Origin of the sequence: Mesorhizobium erdmanii USDA 3471, assembly GCF_000472705.1 — a bacterium.
Lineage (GTDB): Bacteria > Pseudomonadota > Alphaproteobacteria > Rhizobiales > Rhizobiaceae > Mesorhizobium > Mesorhizobium erdmanii.
On the sequence record NZ_AXAE01000011.1, the window covers coordinates 25,105 to 39,726 of the forward strand.

The window sequence follows — 14,622 nt, forward strand, 5'->3', positions numbered from 1 at the left end:
GTCAGTCTTCCCGGAATGCGCGCGTCCGTTTCTCCAGTTCGTTTGGCGGCAGGCTGCCTCGAACCGTGTTGAAGTCCGCGCCGCTGCGCTCGTCGACGCCGTCGATGCCCTGCGGGGAGATGCGGGCCGCGACGGTCAGATCATCCGCCACCGGCACCATCGCGTTTCTGGGCTTCGGCAACATTGCCACATCACCCCGTTGCCAGCAGCGGTAACATATCCGTGATGGTCTGATAAGGGATTGCGAAGATACAGATCAAGAAAATCTTCTCTCTATTTGTAAGCAGTATCTAATTTACACTTTGATGTATTGTATATGTATGGGTATGATTCCCCTAGCCCTCATCGGAACAGATAATTCTGCGGCGAGGCCAAGTATGCGCATGACCGGACAAGCCGAAGCCGATCGAGATAGGCTGCATCCCAACAATGGAGATACCGCCATGAATGCGCCGAGCGCAGGAAAGACCGCCTACGACCCACAGCAATTGGAACCCATGCTGATAGCGAGACAGCATGCGGGCGATATCGATGGCATGGTCGCCCTGTTCGAGGCGGATGCGGTGATCGACCGCGGCGACGGACGTTTTCTACGCGGCCGCGAAGCCATTCGTGACTATTATGCCGAAGTCGTTGCGTCAGGACGGAAGTTTGCCGTGGGAGAACAGCGGCCTGCGCTCGTTTGCGGCGACCTCGCGCTCACCTCTACCCGCCTTCCCGATGGAGACACAACTGCCGAGGTTGCGAGGCGTCAAAGCGACGGCACCTGGCTTTGGGTGATCGACCGCTATTGCGTCGCTTGGGATTAGCTGATCGGCCGGGGACCATAAGTTCCGCAGTTCGCGAAGTCCTGCCACTGCTCACACAACAAAAACCCCTGCGTCCGCTGAGAACGCAGGGTATGGTGTTCGGCAATCCGATGCGGGCTACCGCCGCAGCGCGTATACGCCCGCCATGGTCTCGCCGGCGACGGGCAGCGCCATGTCGTCGTCCAGAAGCCGCGTGATCCGGGCAAAGCCGGTGAATGCCTTCCTGGCCTCTTCCGCCGACATCTGTCCCGACAAAGCGGCCGAGCAGCAATTCAGCGCGCACTGATACACAGGCCCACGTCTCCCCGTTGGCCATTTACGCAAGAAAACCATCGCCTCGGCGACACTATCCACTTCTTCTACAGGATGCCCTTGCCCGCGCGAGATTCGCACGGGGGAAAAGAAATGCAGGTAGTCCATCGGTTCCTCCCGGTCGATCGCGATGCCGCTCGATCGAACCCAATGAAACGCGCCGCACAGCACTTGGTTCCGCCCAGAAAACACAATCTTTCAAAATCTTTTGATCGATGGGTGCCGGCTAAACGGTCGGGAAATGACAAGCAACTTTGCGGCCGGGTCGATACTCCCTCAACTCCGGCCGCTCGGTGCGGCATCGCTCGACCGCGATCGGGCATCGAGGATGAAAACGGCAACCGGATGGCGGCTTGAGCGGGCTCGGCACGTCGCCACTGAGGATGATACGCTTGCGCGTCCCGGTGGGGGTCGTCTCGACGACGGGAACCGCCGAGATCAATGCCTGGCTGTAAGGATGGGCTGGCGCCGCGAACACCTCCTCCGCCGGCCCTTCCTCGACGATCGAACCGAGATACATGACCGCGATGCGCGTCGACACCTGACGCACCACCGACAGGTCATGGGCGATGAAGATGTAGGTGAGGTTCAGTTTTTCCTGCAGGTCGGCGAGCAGGTTGACGATCTGCGCCTGCACCGACACGTCGAGCGCCGAGACCGGTTCGTCCAACACGACGAGATCGGGATTGAGCGCTATCGCCCGCGCAATGCCGACGCGCTGGCGCTGGCCGCCGGAGAATTCGTGCGGATACCGCATGACATGGTCGGGTAGCAGTCCGACGAGATCGAACAGTTCAGCGACGCGGGCGGTGATCTCGCGGGACGACAGCTTGCCATGGATGCGCAGCGGCTCGGCCACCAGGTCGCCGACGCGCCGGCGCGGATTGAGCGAGGCCGACGGATCCTGGAAGACCATTTGCAGGCGCCGCCGCAGCGGTCTGAGTTCGGACAGCGATTTCGAGGTGATGTCGTCGCCTTCGAACAGCAGCGCGCCGTCCGATATGTCGTAGAGCCTGACCAGGCAGCGCGCCAGCGTGGACTTGCCGCATCCGGATTCGCCCACCAGCCCGACCGTCTCGCCGCGCCGCACGGTCAGGGAAACATTGTCGACCGCATGGACGGTTCGCAGGCCCTCGGCGGAAAAACGGGTGCCGATCGAAAAACGCTTGCCCAGCGAACGCGTCTCGAGGATCGGGCGGTCTTTGTCGGTCATCGGCCCGCTCATGCCTGCGCCACCCGGAAGCACGCCGCGGCGTGGGTGCCGATGCCGAGGTCGGGCTTGCTGGTCGCGCAAGGTTCGTAGTGAACCGGGCAGCGCGGACCGAAAGCACACCCTTGCGGCAACCGCAGCAGCGATGGCGGTGAGCCGGGAATGGCAGGCAGGCGGCGCGGCTTTTCGCCGGTCAGCGGCGGGATCGAACCGAGCAGCGCCCGCGTATAAGGATGTCGCGGGTCGGAAAACAGCTCCATGCGGCTGCCGCGCTCCACCACGCGCCCGGCATACATCACCATCACGCGGTCGGCGAGTTCGGAAACCACGCCCATGTCGTGCGTGATGAAGACCACCGCCGACTTGTGTGTCGCGCGCAGCTTGCGCACGAGATCGAGGATACCGGCTTGAACGGTGACGTCGAGCGCCGTGGTCGGCTCGTCAGCCACCAGCAGCGCCGGATTGCACGACAGCGCCATGGCGATCACCGCCCGTTGCCGCATGCCACCGGAAAGCTGGTGCGGATAGCGCGACATCGCCTCGTGCGGGTTGGGAAAATTCACCTCGGCCAGCAGTTCTTCGACGCGCTCCATCGCCTTGGCCTTGCTGATGCTGCGATGCGCGCGGATCTGTTCGGCGATCTGCCAGCCGATCGTGTAGACCGGCGTCAGCGCCGTCATCGGATCCTGGAAGATCATCGCAATCTCGTTGCCGCGCAGGCGCCTCAGTTCGCGTGGTGGCAGTCCCACCAGCTCGCGGCCCTTGTAGCGGATCGAGCCTTCGATGCTGGCGTTGGGATCGGTGATGAGCCCCATGACGGCCAGCAGCGAAACCGTCTTGCCGGAGCCGGATTCGCCGACGACGCCGAGGATCTCGCTTTCGCCGAGGTCGAAGGACACGCCGTCGATCGCCCGCACCAGCCCGGCATCGGTGCGGAAGGAGACTTTGAGATCGCGCACCGACAGTATCATGAAGTCCTCAGGCGCGGATCGAGAAGAATGTAGACGAAATCGACGACCGCATTGGCGATGACCACGAACATGGAAGCGTACATCACCGTCGCCATGATCATCGGCAGATCGAGGTTCTGCAGCGCGTCATAGGTGAGCTTGCCGATGCCATGCAGTCCGAACACCACTTCGGTCAGCAGCGCCGAGCCGCCCACCAGCGCGCCGAAGTCAAGGCCGAACAAGGTGACGAAGGCGATGAGTGACGTGCGCAAGGCATGGCGCAGCAGGATGCGCGTTTCCGACAGGCCCTTGGCCCGCGCCGTGCGGATAAAATCCTCCTGCAGGGATTCGATGATCGCCGCGCGCAACACGCGCCCGTAAATGCCGATATAGAGAATGGCCAGCGTGATCCACGGAATGACCAGGGTCAGAAACCAGCCTTTCGGGTCGTCGGAGAAATTCTTGTAGCCGAGCGGCGGCACCCAGGAGAACGCCCAGCTGTCGTGGTAGCGGCTCTGGGTGATCAGGTTCATCACCTCGCCCAGCCAATAGACCGGCATGGAGATGCCAAGCAGGCCAAGAGCCATCAGCAGCTTGTCCAGCCAGCTGTCGCGCGTGGCGGCGGCGACGATGCCGATGACGATGGAGACGACCACCCACAGGATCGCCGCGCCGAACACCAGCGAGAGCGTGACGGGAATGGAATCCATCACCGCCGGCACCACCTTCCAGCCGCGGTTGACGAAGGAAGTCAGATCGCCGGTAACGAAGATCTTCTCCATCATCGTCACATATTGCACGTAGAGCGGCCGGTCGAAGCCAAAGGAGTGGCGCACCGCTTCCAGCACTTCGGGCGAGGCGTTGCGGCCGGCGATGCGCGCCGCCGGGTCGGCACCCGGCGTCGCGAAGAAGATCAGGAAGACGATGACCGAGATGCCGAACATCACGAACAGCATCTGACCGAAACGGCGCAGGATGGCATAAAACATCAGTCGCGCCCCAGCCGAACCTTGGAGCGCGGATCGAGCGCGTCGCGCAGGCCGTCGCCGAAGACATTGAGCGCCATCACCGAAACGGCAATCGCCAGGCCTGGAACCAGCGCCACCAGCGGCCTGGTGTAAAGCAGCGCCTGTCCGTCCTGGATGATGGTGCCCCAGCTCGCGGCCGGCGGCTGCACGCCGATCGACAGGAAGGACAGCGCCGATTCCGTCAGCATGTTCAGCGCCATCATCAGCGGCACGAAGACGATGAGCGTGGTGGTGATATTGGGCAGGATATCGCGCCACAAGATGCGCCATCCCGGCACACCCAGATTGATCGCGGCGAGCACGAACTCGCTGTGGCGCAGCGACAGAACCTGCCCGCGTATCGGGCGCGCGACGTAAGGCACATAGACGATGCCGATGATGATGATCGGCAGCCACAAGCTGCCGGATTCGATATCGATCGGTCCGATCCTGATGCCTTGCGAGATGGTGACGATGGAAAGCGAAATCGCCAAGAGATAGATTGGGAATGCCCAGAGAATGTCTAGCAGGCGCGACAACACCGTGTCGGTGATGCCGCCGAAATAGCCGGCGATCAATCCGGCCAGCGTGCCGATCATCAGCGTGAAGAGGGTGGCAGCCCCGGCGATCAGCAGCGAGCTCAGCCCTCCATAAAGCATTCTCGCCATGACATCGCGGCCCTGGCTGTCGGCGCCGAGGAAATAGTTGCCGAGCTGCCAGGTTGGGCCGATCGGCGTATAGCCGAGGCCTAGCCCTTCGGTCGACGGCTCCATTACGGGAAGGTCGGCGCCGTCGACCTGGATGACGGCGTCGAGCGTCGAGGCGAAGGGGTCCGTGCCCGCCCATTTCGCATAAAGAGGTGCGCTGAAACAGGCGATGACGATCAGCGGGAACACGGCCAGGCACGCCATAGCGGCCCTGTCCGTTGCCAGCTTCGCAAACGCGACGGCCCAGGGCCCTCGCGTCTTGCGCGGCATGGCGTCGACTTGGTTGGACACGGGTATGTGCCTTGCGCGGTTCGTTACTGCACCCAGGCCCCTTACTGCACCCAGGATTGGGTGACAATCCAGTTGAACTGCGGGTTGAACTTGAAATTGCCGATGCGCTTGCTGACGAAATCAAGCCGCTTCGGCGTGAACAGGCCGACGGCGGCCGCCTTGTCCGTGACCTGCCTGTCGACTTCGGCCCACAATTTGTCGGCCGCCTTCTGGTCGGTCACGCCGAGATCCAGCGCCTTCTGCATCTTGGCGTCGATATCCTTGTCGCAGAAGCCGGAGATGTTGATCGAAGCGTCAGAGCCTTCGCGGTAGGACGCGCAGGAGAACAGGATGTTCAGGAAGTCCGAAGCCGCCGGATAGTCCTTGTACCACTGGGTGAGGGACATCTGCACCTTGTTGTTGGTGTTCTGGATGTAGGTGAACTGCAGATTGGACGATATCGGCTTGACGTCGGCGACATAGCCGATGCTGGTCAGCACGCTCTGCAGATAGACGCCGATCGACCGTGAAATGGCGGTGTCCTCGACGATGATGGTCACCTTCTGGCCCTTGGTGCCGGAGTCCTCGACGAGCTGCTTGGCCTTGTCGAGATCAGGCGCCGACCATTTGGCACCGGGATCCTTGGTGAAGGGGCAGTAGTCTTCGTGGCCGGGGAAGTCCGGCGGCAGCACCTGGCAGACCGGCGATGCCAGCACCTTGCCACCGAACAGCTTGACCAGCGTGTTGCGGTCGACCGCAAAGGCAACGGCCTGACGCGCCTTTTCATTGTCGAACGGAGCCATGCGGGTGTTCAACGGTGCGTACCACCATGCCGAAAGGGGCGAGATGTGCAATTGGTCCATGGACTTGCTGCCAAGTTCGCCGAGGCGGTCGCTGGGCAGCGCGTCGAACATCCAGTCCGCCTCGCCGTTCTGGATCGCGGTGACGGCCGCCTCCTCGGACAGGCCGAAATCATATTGTACGACATCCGGGTAACCGTCCGGCTGGGCTTCCTCGCTCCACTGCTTGAAATTGGGGTTGCGGGAAACCGTCATGCCCTTGTTGGGGTCGAAGGCGGAGATCATGTAGGGACCCGTGCTCGGGATGGGCTTGGAGCCCATGTCTTCCGTGGGCGTGTCCGCCGGCAGGATCACAGCATGCGGCAATGCCAGCTTGTAGAGGATCTCTGCGTCCGGCTTGACGAGATTGAGGGTAATGGTGCCCGCCGCTTCGTCGGCGACAATGCCGCCTTCAAGCGTGCAGCTCTTGGTGTCGGCCAGGCATTTGTCGGCTCCGACAATACCGGCATAGAAGGTGCCGGAGGTCGGCCCGGAGACCTTGAAGATGCGCTGGAAGGAAGCGACGACGTCCTTGAGGCCAAGCTCCTGGCCGTTGGAGAACTTGATGCCCTTGCGCAGCTTGAAGGTGAAGGTCTTGCCGTCATTGCTGACTACAGGCAACGCCTCGGCCAGGTCGGCAACTACGGAGAAGCCGTCCTTGCCCTCGGCTTTGCGGAAGGTGACCAGTCCGTCATACACCGGCTGGTACATCTGCCAGCCCTGGTCCGTGTAATTGATATGCGGATCGAGTGTTCCGGCCGCCGATCGGGCGAGCAGGCGAATGGTGCCGCCTCGGTGTTCCTTGAGGTATTCGGCTTGTGCCGGAGCGAGCCATGCGCCGGCCAGCAATGCAGCGGCCGATGCCGCCAAAAGCAGTTTCTTCATGTCGTTATTCCCCTTTTCTCAGTTGTCGTTGTCGTCCAGAAAATCTCCCACCACCTGCATGCATGCCTCTTGCTCCTCGACATGCGGCATGTGGCTGGAATGCTCGAATATCTCCCAGCGCGATCCCTTGATGCCGTCCTTGAAGGGCTGCACGGTCGCAGGCGTGGCCTCGTCGTGGCGCCCGGAGATGATCAGCGTGGGAATCTCGATGGCCTGCAGGCGATCGACGATGCTCCAATTCTTCAGGGTTCCGATGACGTGAAACTCGTTCGGCCCGTTCATCAGATGATAGACGGTCGGATTGCGTGCGATCTGGGCGAAGGTCTCGGTCACTTCGGGCGGGAAAGGCACGCGGCAGACATGCCGTTCGTAGAACCGCATCGTGGCTTCCTGGTAGGCCGGGTCGTCCGTCGTGCCGGCCTGCTCGTGGCGGGTCAGCGTCTCCTGCACATCCCCAGGTAGGTCGGCGCGCAACCTGTTGGCCTCTTCGACCCACAGCTTCATGGAAGCCGGTGAGTTGGCGATGGTGAGCGACCTCAAGCCCTTTGGCCGCGTAACCCCATATTCGGCGCCCAGCATGCCACCCCAGCTCTGGCCGAGCACGTGGAAGCCGCGGCGGATGCCGAGATGGTCGACCAGGTTTTCAAGCTCGTCGATGAACAGTTTTGGCGTCCAGAACTCGGCGCCTTTTTCAGGCAGCAACGTCGAATTGCCGCAGCCCAGCTGATCGTAATGGATGACGGCGCGGCCCTGTTGGGCGAGCAGCTTGTAAGCATCGACGTAATTGTGAGCGGCGCCCGGCCCGCCGTGCAGGATAACGACCGGAGCCTTGTCGGCATCGAGCTCGCCGCAGATGCGATACCAGGTTTCGTAGCCGCAGAAAGCGGCCCGCCCTTCCTTGCCTGCGATTTCGGACATTGCGGTTCCCTGCGTGGTTGAAGACATGCTGTTTGCCGCCTAGCTCGCAGTCCGGCCGGACTGCACCCACTCTTCCAGCATCTGCACGCCGAACGCCGTCGCGCCTTCCCTGCCCAAGGGCCGATCCTTGTCGGCCAGCTCCTTGCCGGCGATGTCGAGATGCACCCAGGGGCGGTCTTCGGTGAAATGGCGCAGGAAGGCCGCCGCATAGGGAGCGTCGCCATCTTCCATGTCCTTGGCGTGGTGCCGGAGATCGGCGAATGGCGATTGCAGGCCCTCGTCATAGGCCCGGTCGAGCGGCAACTGCCAGAACCGCTCGCCGACGTTTTCGCCTGCAGCGATCATTTGCGAGGCGATGGCATCGTCGGTGCTGAACAGGCCGGCAAAGATCGATCCGAGGCCGCGCATCACCGAATAGGTCAGCGTCGCCAGATCGACGATCACCGAGGGGTTGAAGCGCGAGGCGGCGTAATAGAGGCAATCGGCCAGGATCAGGCGCCCTTCGGCGTCCGTGTCGAAAACCTCGACCGTCTGTCCCGACGCCGTCGTGATGATGTCGCGGGGCTTGAGCGCGGTGCCGGACGGCATGTTCTCGGCGATGCCAAGGATGCCGACGGCGTGTACCGGGCTGCCTTGCCGGGCGAGCGCGATCAGCAGGCCGACCACCGCCGCCGCCCCGCCCATATCGGCCTTCATGTCGAACATCTGCTCGCCGCGCTTGATGCAGAGCCCACCGGAATCGAAACAGGCGCCCTTGCCGACGAAAGCCATCGGTTGGGAAGGAGCACCCTTGCCGCGATAGCGCAGCACCGCCACGCGCGGCGGTCGCACCGAGCCGGAGCCTACGGCCAGGATCGCATTCATCCCGAGTTCCTTCAGCCCCGCCGGATCGAGTATCTCGACATCGATGCCTGCTTCGCGCAGCGGCTCCAGATGATCGTGGAAACTGTCGGGGTGGAGATGGTTCGGCGGCAGGTTGACCAGCGTACGCGCATATTCGACGCCATCGGCAATGGCATTGATCCGCACCAGCGCTGGGGTCAGGTCCGTGCCGGCTGCCCCGATCAGCTGCACCCGCAACGTCCGATCCGAGCCCGCGCCCTGGCGCCGGTTGCGCATGTCGAAACGGTAGCGCCGCAGCCGCATGCCAAGCGCGACGCGCGACAGGATTTCCGCACCCGGCAGGTCGACGCCAGCGATTGGGTCCAGGACAAGCGTGGCGCCGCATTCGCCCTTGCCTTCCAGATGCGCGGCAAGCAAACCGCCGGCGCGTGCCAGTGAGAGGGCGCTCACGGCTTCGGCTTTGCCCAGGGCCAGGACGATGACCCGCCGGGCCGACACGGCCTGCGGGGCGATGAGATCGATGCAGGTTCCGGAATCGGCCAAGGCCGCCGAATCGGAGCAGGCACGCGACAGGATCCCGCCCATTTCAGCGTCCAGTGCCGCCGCCCGCGGGCCAAAGCCTGTCTCAGCGGTTTGCAGGATCACGACGACGGAGGTTTCCGCGGAAATCCCGTCAGCCGCTTCAAATACCGGCACTGGCGATTGAGGCATGGACTGGCATTCTCCCGTTTGCTGATGACTCCGGCCTCGGCGCGGCATGCATTGTGCGCAAAGCTTCGCCCGCCGACGGCTAAACCGGTCTCGCCGGTCTCTGCCGTTGGTGGAATGGTGCCGGAGGCCCCAAATAATTGTTTTCAGATGGCGACTTAGTCGCTCTTGCCTTTGGGTAGCGCCGAACGGCCCAGGCGATCAAACGCCAATTTTGCCCAAGTCGATTGACAAAAACTCAACCGACAATTCATGATCGGCCAATGGCCCTACCCTCACTCAACGGCATGCGCGCTTTCGAGGCCGCCGCACGTCTCGGCAGCGTCAAGGATGCGGCCGAGGAATTGCATCTGACGCCCTCCGCCATCAGCCGCCACATCCGTGCGCTCGAAAGAAATCTCGGCCAGGATCTGTTCGAGCGCGGGTTTCGCCAGATAACGCCGACCATCCGGGGCTCCTACTATGCGCGCAGCCTCTCCGAAGCGTTCGAAGCGATCTGGCGCGCCACCGACGATGTCAGCCTTGCCGATGGTCCGAGCCACGGCAGGACGCAACGCGTCCGGGTCCTGTGCGTCCCTGCCGTCCTGAACCTTTGGCTGGCGGACCGCTTGCCGAATTTCCGCCGGCTGCATCCGGCGGTGGAACTGGAGATCTCGACGTCAGGCAAGCGCGCCAACTTCTATTTGGCCATTGTCGACGAGTTCGTCTACAAGGCCGGCCCGGCTTTGACCCTGCTGATCCCGCTGGTTCTGACGCCGGTCTGTGCACCCTCATTGCTCGATGGGCCCGTGCCGCTGCGATCGCCCGCCGATCTGGTCAACCATCATCTTATCCATGAGTGCGAGAGCATGAGATGGAAGAGGTGGCTGGAGCAGGAAGGCGTTTTGGACACGACACCGAAATCCAGCACGACGCTGGATGACTGCACGCTGATCATGCGCGAGGCGATCAATGGCGCGGGAATTGCGCTTGCCGACACGATGATGGCCCAGGATTTTCTTGAGCAAGGCAAACTTGTCGCGCCGTTTCAGGCCCGTCATACCTATCCGGCCGGGATCTACCTGCATCAGCGCCGCAGCATCGGAAACAAGCCGGGCACCGGCCTGTTTCAAGACTGGCTGTTGTCGGAAGTCGAGGACCACAAGCGGGTGATGGCTGTCGCCTAGGTAGCTGCGATCCGAATCACCGCCCCGTTCAACAGTGACCCACCATCGCGGCCCCTCGATAATCGTGGTTCGCATTGAATATCTTTAAGGTCAAAGCCGGCAAATCAGTTGCTTGTCGGTTCCCCAGCGTCAGGCGTAACCTCCGCGGTCATCGCGTGGAGGCGCGTGGCAATCAAGGGGAGGACATCGCAGTGACCATACAAGGCGCATCGCCTGACCTGTACAACGAGGATCTGGCTCCGGCCAAGGTTCGCAACTGGGGACCGTTCTCGATCTTCAACGTCTGGACGTCGGACGTCCACAGCCTATGGGGCTATTATCTCGCCGCCAGCCTGTTTCTGTTCTGCGGCGGCTTCGTCAATTTCATCATCGCCATCGGCATCGGCTCGCTGATCATCTACGCGCTGATGAACATGGTCGGCTATGCCGGCGTGAAGACCGGCGTCCCCTACCCCGTGCTTGCCCGCGCTTCCTTCGGCATCTGGGGCGCCAACATACCGGCACTCGTGCGCGCCATCGTCGCCTGCTTCTGGTACGGGGCGCAGACGGCCGCCGCATCGGGCGCCATCGTGGCATTGTTGACTCGCCTGCAATGGTTCGACGAATTCAACAAGACATCACATCTTCTCGGCCATTCCACCCTCGAAGTGATCTGCTTCGTCATCATCTGGGCGCTGCAGTTGCTGATCATCCAGAAAGGCATGGAAACGGTGCGCCGCTTCCAGGATTGGGCCGGACCGGCAGTCTGGGTGATGATGCTGCTCCTGGCCATCTATCTCTGTGTCAAATCGGGGAGCTTCGCTTTCACCAGCGACATTCCGATGGACGTGCTGCGCGAAAAGACCGCCGATGCCGGCATTCCCGGCGATCCAGGGTCGTGGACAGCACTCTTCGGGGTCGCGGCGATCTGGGTGACCTACTTCTCGGCGCTCTATCTCAACTTCTGCGACTTCGCCCGCTACGCGCCGGACAAGGCCGCATTGCGCAAAGGCAACATCTGGGGCTTGCCGATCAACCTGATCCTGTTCTCGCTGGTTGCCGGCGTCACCACCATCGCTGCCTATGACGTCTACCATGAGGTGCTGCTGCACCCCGACCAGATCTCGGCCAAATTCGACAGCTGGTTCCTGGCGGCGCTCGCTGCCCTGACCTTCGCTGTGGCGACGCTCGGCATCAACGTCGTCGCCAACTTCGTCTCGCCGGCCTTCGACTTCTCCAACGTCTTCCCACGCCAGATCGACTTCAAGAAGGGCGGCTACATCGCCGCGGTGATCGCGCTGGTGCTCTATCCCTTCGCGCCCTGGGAAGGCAGTGCGGCGCATTTCGTCGGCATCATCGGCGCGACGATGGGACCGATCTTCGGCGTCATGATGGTCGACTACTATCTCATCCGCAAAGGCGAGGTCGACGTCGAGGCGCTTTATCGCGAGGACGGCGAGTTCCGCTTCCAGGGCGGCTGGCATGTCAACGCCTTCATCGCCGCCGGCATCGGCGCCGTGTTCTCGTCTATCCTGCCGAACTTCACCAACTGGCTGCCGTCCTGGTGGGGCGTCTACGGCTGGTTCTTCGGCGTCGCCATTGCCGGCGTCATCTACTACGTGCTGCGCACCGCGGCGGTGGGTGCCAGCGCGAAGACGGCAAAGGCGTGAAATGAGGGAGTAGGGAATAGCACCTCCCTACTCCCTACTTTCCGACCATCTCCGCCAGCTTGCGAACCGTGTTCCAGTTGCGCGAGGTGCCGATGCCGAGGCGCTTGTGGTTCATTGCCGCGAGCAGCCGTGATGTTGGCCTCTCGCGAGAAAAGAACACCCAGATGTCGCCGTCGACCCAAAGTATTTTCTCGTCCTCGGCGGCACGCGCCTGGAGTGCCGCAACGGCGACCGCCGGTGCGCGCTCCCGCATCACCCGCACCGCGACCTGATCGCCGGCTTCGGCGGATTCAGTGGAAAACGGATTGGCGGCGGCGAGCTTCAGCCAGCCTCCAGCGTCACGCACGATGATGTCGACATGGCGGCCAAAGGTCTTTTCAAAGGCCGTCTCCAGCCGTTGCTCCAGACTGGAAATCCTGGCTGCTCGTGCCTCGAACACGAGATTGCCCGTGGCCACCAGCGTGCGGGGATTCTTGAAGCCCAGCTCGTAGGCCATGGCCTTGAGGTCGGACATGACCAGACGCCGACCGTCGCCCAACCCGATGCTGTAGAGCAGCGCGACGTAGGTTTGCATGGCGGCGCGGCCGGTATCGGCCTACACCAGCCGCGACTGTTCCACCGCCGCCTCGATGAAGCTAGCGAACAGCGGATGCGGATCGAGCGGCCGGCTCTTCAACTCGGGGTGATACTGCACGCCGATGAACCAGGGGTGGTCGGGATATTCGACCGTTTCCGGCAGCACGCCGTCTGGCGACATGCCGGCAAACACCAGCCCGCAATCCTCGAGCCGCTCCTTGTAGTCGATATTGACCTCGTAGCGGTGGCGATGGCGCTCGGAAATCTGCGTGTCGCCATAGATGTCGGCGATCTTCGAGCCCTTGGCGAGCTCGGCCTGATAGGCGCCGAGCCGCATCGTGCCGCCGAGATCGCCGGTCTCACGCCGCTTCTCCAGCATGTTGCCTTTCAACCATTCGGTCATCAGGCCGACGACGGGCTCCTGGGTCGGGCCGAACTCGGTCGAAGACGCGTGCTCGACGCCCGCCAGCGACCGTGCCGCCTCGATGCAGGCCATCTGCATGCCGAAGCAGATGCCGAAATACGGCACCTTGCGCTCGCGCGCGAACTTCGCCGCCAGGATCTTGCCTTCGGAGCCTCGCTCGCCAAAGCCGCCGGGAACCAGGATGCCATGCACCTTCTCCAGCCACGGCGTCGGATCCTCCTTTTCGAAGATTTCCGATTCGATCCAGTCGAGCTTGACCTTGACGTGATTGGCCAGCCCGCCATGCGAAAGCGCCTCGATCAGCGATTTGTAGGCATCCTTGAGGCCGGTGTATTTCCCGACGATGGCGATGGTCACCTCGCCTTCCGGATTGTGGATGCGGTCCGACACCTTCTGCCAGGGCTCCATGCGCGGCTTCGGCGCCGGGTCGATGCCGAAGGCGGCAAGCACTTCCGAATCGAGGCCTTCCTTGTGGTAGGCCATCGGCACGTCGTAGATGTGCGGGACGTCGAGCGCCTGGATGACCGCGCTTTCCCTGACATTGCAGAACAGCGACAGCTTTCTGCGCTCTTCCTTGGGAATGGCGCGATCGGCACGCACCAAAAGGATGTCGGGCGCGATGCCGATGCCGCGCAATTCCTTGACCGAATGCTGGGTCGGCTTTGTTTTCAACTCACCCGCCGTCGGGATGTAGGGCATCAGCGTCAGATGCACGTAGACGGCGTTGTTGCGCGGCAGATCGTTGCCGAGCTGGCGGATCGCCTCGAGGAACGGCATCGCCTCGATGTCGCCGACCGTGCCGCCGATCTCGCACAGCACGAAATCATAATCGTCATTGCCATTGAGGACGAAATTCTTGATCTCGTCGGTGACGTGCGGAATGACCTGCACGGTGGCGCCGAGATAGTCGCCACGCCGCTCGCGCTCGATGATGTTCTTGTAGATGCGGCCGGTGGTGATGTTGTCCTGCTGGTTGGCCGAGCGGCCGGTGAAGCGCTCGTAATGGCCAAGATCGAGATCGGTCTCGGCACCGTCATCGGTGACGAAAACCTCGCCATGCTGGTACGGCGACATCGTGCCGGGATCGACATTGAGGTAAGGGTCGAGCTTTTTGATGCGTGCGCGATAGCCTCGCGCCTGCAGGAGAGCCCCAAGGGCCGCTGCGGCAATGCCTTTTCCAAGTGAGGAAACCACGCCGCCTGTGATGAATACATATCGCGCCATGGGAGTCATCGCTTAACGCGGCCGGATTGATTCCGCCAGAGAAAAAACCGCCGCGAAGGCTTTTTCCCAAGATGGCGCTCGGACCGAGATCCTGAAAGTGGATTCCGGTTTCGGACAAATGTTTT

The 14,622-nt window shown here is 62.5% G+C and carries 14 protein-coding genes; 3 read left to right on the plus strand and 11 right to left on the minus strand.

The genetic code is table 11. From position 1 onward, the window contains the following. Window position 1: 1 nt before the first annotated feature. A complete protein-coding gene (locus A3AU_RS0105235; RefSeq protein ID WP_027051842.1) occupies window positions 2–184 on the minus strand; it encodes a hypothetical protein in 183 nt (60 codons plus the stop codon). Window positions 185–443: 259 nt separating this feature from the next. Between A3AU_RS0105235 and A3AU_RS0105240 the strand changes: the two genes are divergently transcribed. Next, window positions 444–809, plus strand: a complete 366-nt coding sequence (locus tag A3AU_RS0105240) for a YybH family protein (RefSeq protein WP_027051843.1) — start codon at window positions 444–446, stop codon at window positions 807–809. Window positions 810–926: 117 nt separating this feature from the next. On the opposite strand, the gene A3AU_RS0105245 is transcribed toward A3AU_RS0105240, so the two are convergent. From A3AU_RS0105245 to A3AU_RS0105280, 8 genes are all read right to left on the minus strand, one after another. Further along, a complete protein-coding gene (locus A3AU_RS0105245) occupies window positions 927–1,229 on the minus strand; it encodes a DUF982 domain-containing protein (protein ID WP_027051844.1) in 303 nt (100 codons plus the stop codon). 118 nt (window positions 1,230–1,347) lie between these two features. Further along, complete coding sequence (locus tag A3AU_RS0105250) at window positions 1,348–2,334, minus strand: ABC transporter ATP-binding protein (RefSeq protein ID WP_027051845.1); 987 nt, start codon at window positions 2,332–2,334, stop codon at window positions 1,348–1,350. A gap of 8 nt (window positions 2,335–2,342) precedes the next feature. Continuing rightward, window positions 2,343–3,302, minus strand: coding sequence for an ABC transporter ATP-binding protein (locus A3AU_RS0105255; RefSeq protein WP_027051846.1), 960 nt, complete (start codon window positions 3,300–3,302; stop codon window positions 2,343–2,345). Then, on the minus strand, window positions 3,299–4,270 hold the full coding sequence (locus tag A3AU_RS0105260) for an ABC transporter permease (protein WP_027051847.1): 972 nt from the start codon (window positions 4,268–4,270) through the stop codon (window positions 3,299–3,301). Before A3AU_RS0105260 ends, A3AU_RS0105255 begins: the two co-directional genes overlap by 4 nt. Continuing rightward, the gene (locus A3AU_RS0105265; RefSeq protein ID WP_027051848.1) at window positions 4,270–5,286 is read right to left on the minus strand and encodes an ABC transporter permease; all 1,017 of its coding nucleotides are present in this window, start codon (window positions 5,284–5,286) and stop codon (window positions 4,270–4,272) included. Before A3AU_RS0105265 ends, A3AU_RS0105260 begins: the two co-directional genes overlap by 1 nt. Window positions 5,287–5,327: 41 nt before the next feature. Beyond that, the gene (locus A3AU_RS0105270) at window positions 5,328–6,989 is read right to left on the minus strand and encodes an ABC transporter substrate-binding protein (RefSeq protein ID WP_027051849.1); all 1,662 of its coding nucleotides are present in this window, start codon (window positions 6,987–6,989) and stop codon (window positions 5,328–5,330) included. An 18-nt stretch (window positions 6,990–7,007) separates the two neighbouring features. After that, window positions 7,008–7,907, minus strand: coding sequence for a proline iminopeptidase-family hydrolase (locus A3AU_RS0105275; protein WP_027051850.1), 900 nt, complete (start codon window positions 7,905–7,907; stop codon window positions 7,008–7,010). A 39-nt stretch (window positions 7,908–7,946) separates the two neighbouring features. Further along, complete coding sequence (locus A3AU_RS0105280; protein ID WP_027051851.1) at window positions 7,947–9,461, minus strand: leucyl aminopeptidase; 1,515 nt, start codon at window positions 9,459–9,461, stop codon at window positions 7,947–7,949. A gap of 260 nt (window positions 9,462–9,721) precedes the next feature. Between A3AU_RS0105280 and A3AU_RS0105285 the strand changes: the two genes are divergently transcribed. Both A3AU_RS0105285 and A3AU_RS0105290 read left to right on the plus strand, forming a co-directional pair. Further along, window positions 9,722–10,624, plus strand: a complete 903-nt coding sequence (locus A3AU_RS0105285; RefSeq protein WP_027051852.1) for a LysR family transcriptional regulator — start codon at window positions 9,722–9,724, stop codon at window positions 10,622–10,624. A gap of 191 nt (window positions 10,625–10,815) precedes the next feature. Further along, window positions 10,816–12,273, plus strand: coding sequence for an NCS1 family nucleobase:cation symporter-1 (locus tag A3AU_RS0105290; protein ID WP_027051853.1), 1,458 nt, complete (start codon window positions 10,816–10,818; stop codon window positions 12,271–12,273). 34 nt (window positions 12,274–12,307) lie between these two features. Here A3AU_RS0105290 and A3AU_RS0105295 read toward each other — a convergent pair whose 3' ends face one another. Further along, window positions 12,308–12,847: a DUF1697 domain-containing protein gene (locus A3AU_RS0105295; protein WP_027051854.1), complete on the minus strand. Its 540-nt coding sequence runs from the start codon at window positions 12,845–12,847 to the stop codon at window positions 12,308–12,310. A gap of 21 nt (window positions 12,848–12,868) precedes the next feature. Further along, a complete protein-coding gene (locus tag A3AU_RS0105300; RefSeq protein WP_081709448.1) occupies window positions 12,869–14,506 on the minus strand; it encodes a CTP synthase in 1,638 nt (545 codons plus the stop codon). Window positions 14,507–14,622 lie beyond the last annotated feature (116 nt).

Coding starts and splice junctions, on each gene's coding strand:
- A3AU_RS0105235 (WP_027051842.1), bottom strand. CDS start 184: ATGTTGCCGAAGCCCAGAAACGCGATGGTGCCGGTGGCGGATGATCTG.
- A3AU_RS0105240 (WP_027051843.1), top strand. CDS start 444: ATGAATGCGCCGAGCGCAGGAAAGACCGCCTACGACCCACAGCAATTG.
- A3AU_RS0105245 (WP_027051844.1), bottom strand. CDS start 1,229: ATGGACTACCTGCATTTCTTTTCCCCCGTGCGAATCTCGCGCGGGCAA.
- A3AU_RS0105250 (WP_027051845.1), bottom strand. CDS start 2,334: ATGACCGACAAAGACCGCCCGATCCTCGAGACGCGTTCGCTGGGCAAG.
- A3AU_RS0105255 (WP_027051846.1), bottom strand. CDS start 3,302: ATGATACTGTCGGTGCGCGATCTCAAAGTCTCCTTCCGCACCGATGCC.
- A3AU_RS0105260 (WP_027051847.1), bottom strand. CDS start 4,270: ATGTTTTATGCCATCCTGCGCCGTTTCGGTCAGATGCTGTTCGTGATG.
- A3AU_RS0105270 (WP_027051849.1), bottom strand. CDS start 6,989: ATGAAGAAACTGCTTTTGGCGGCATCGGCCGCTGCATTGCTGGCCGGC.
- A3AU_RS0105275 (WP_027051850.1), bottom strand. CDS start 7,907: ATGTCCGAAATCGCAGGCAAGGAAGGGCGGGCCGCTTTCTGCGGCTAC.
- A3AU_RS0105280 (WP_027051851.1), bottom strand. CDS start 9,461: ATGCCTCAATCGCCAGTGCCGGTATTTGAAGCGGCTGACGGGATTTCC.
- A3AU_RS0105285 (WP_027051852.1), top strand. CDS start 9,722: ATGGCCCTACCCTCACTCAACGGCATGCGCGCTTTCGAGGCCGCCGCA.
- A3AU_RS0105295 (WP_027051854.1), bottom strand. CDS start 12,847: ATGCAAACCTACGTCGCGCTGCTCTACAGCATCGGGTTGGGCGACGGT.
- A3AU_RS0105300 (WP_081709448.1), bottom strand. CDS start 14,506: ATGACTCCCATGGCGCGATATGTATTCATCACAGGCGGCGTGGTTTCC.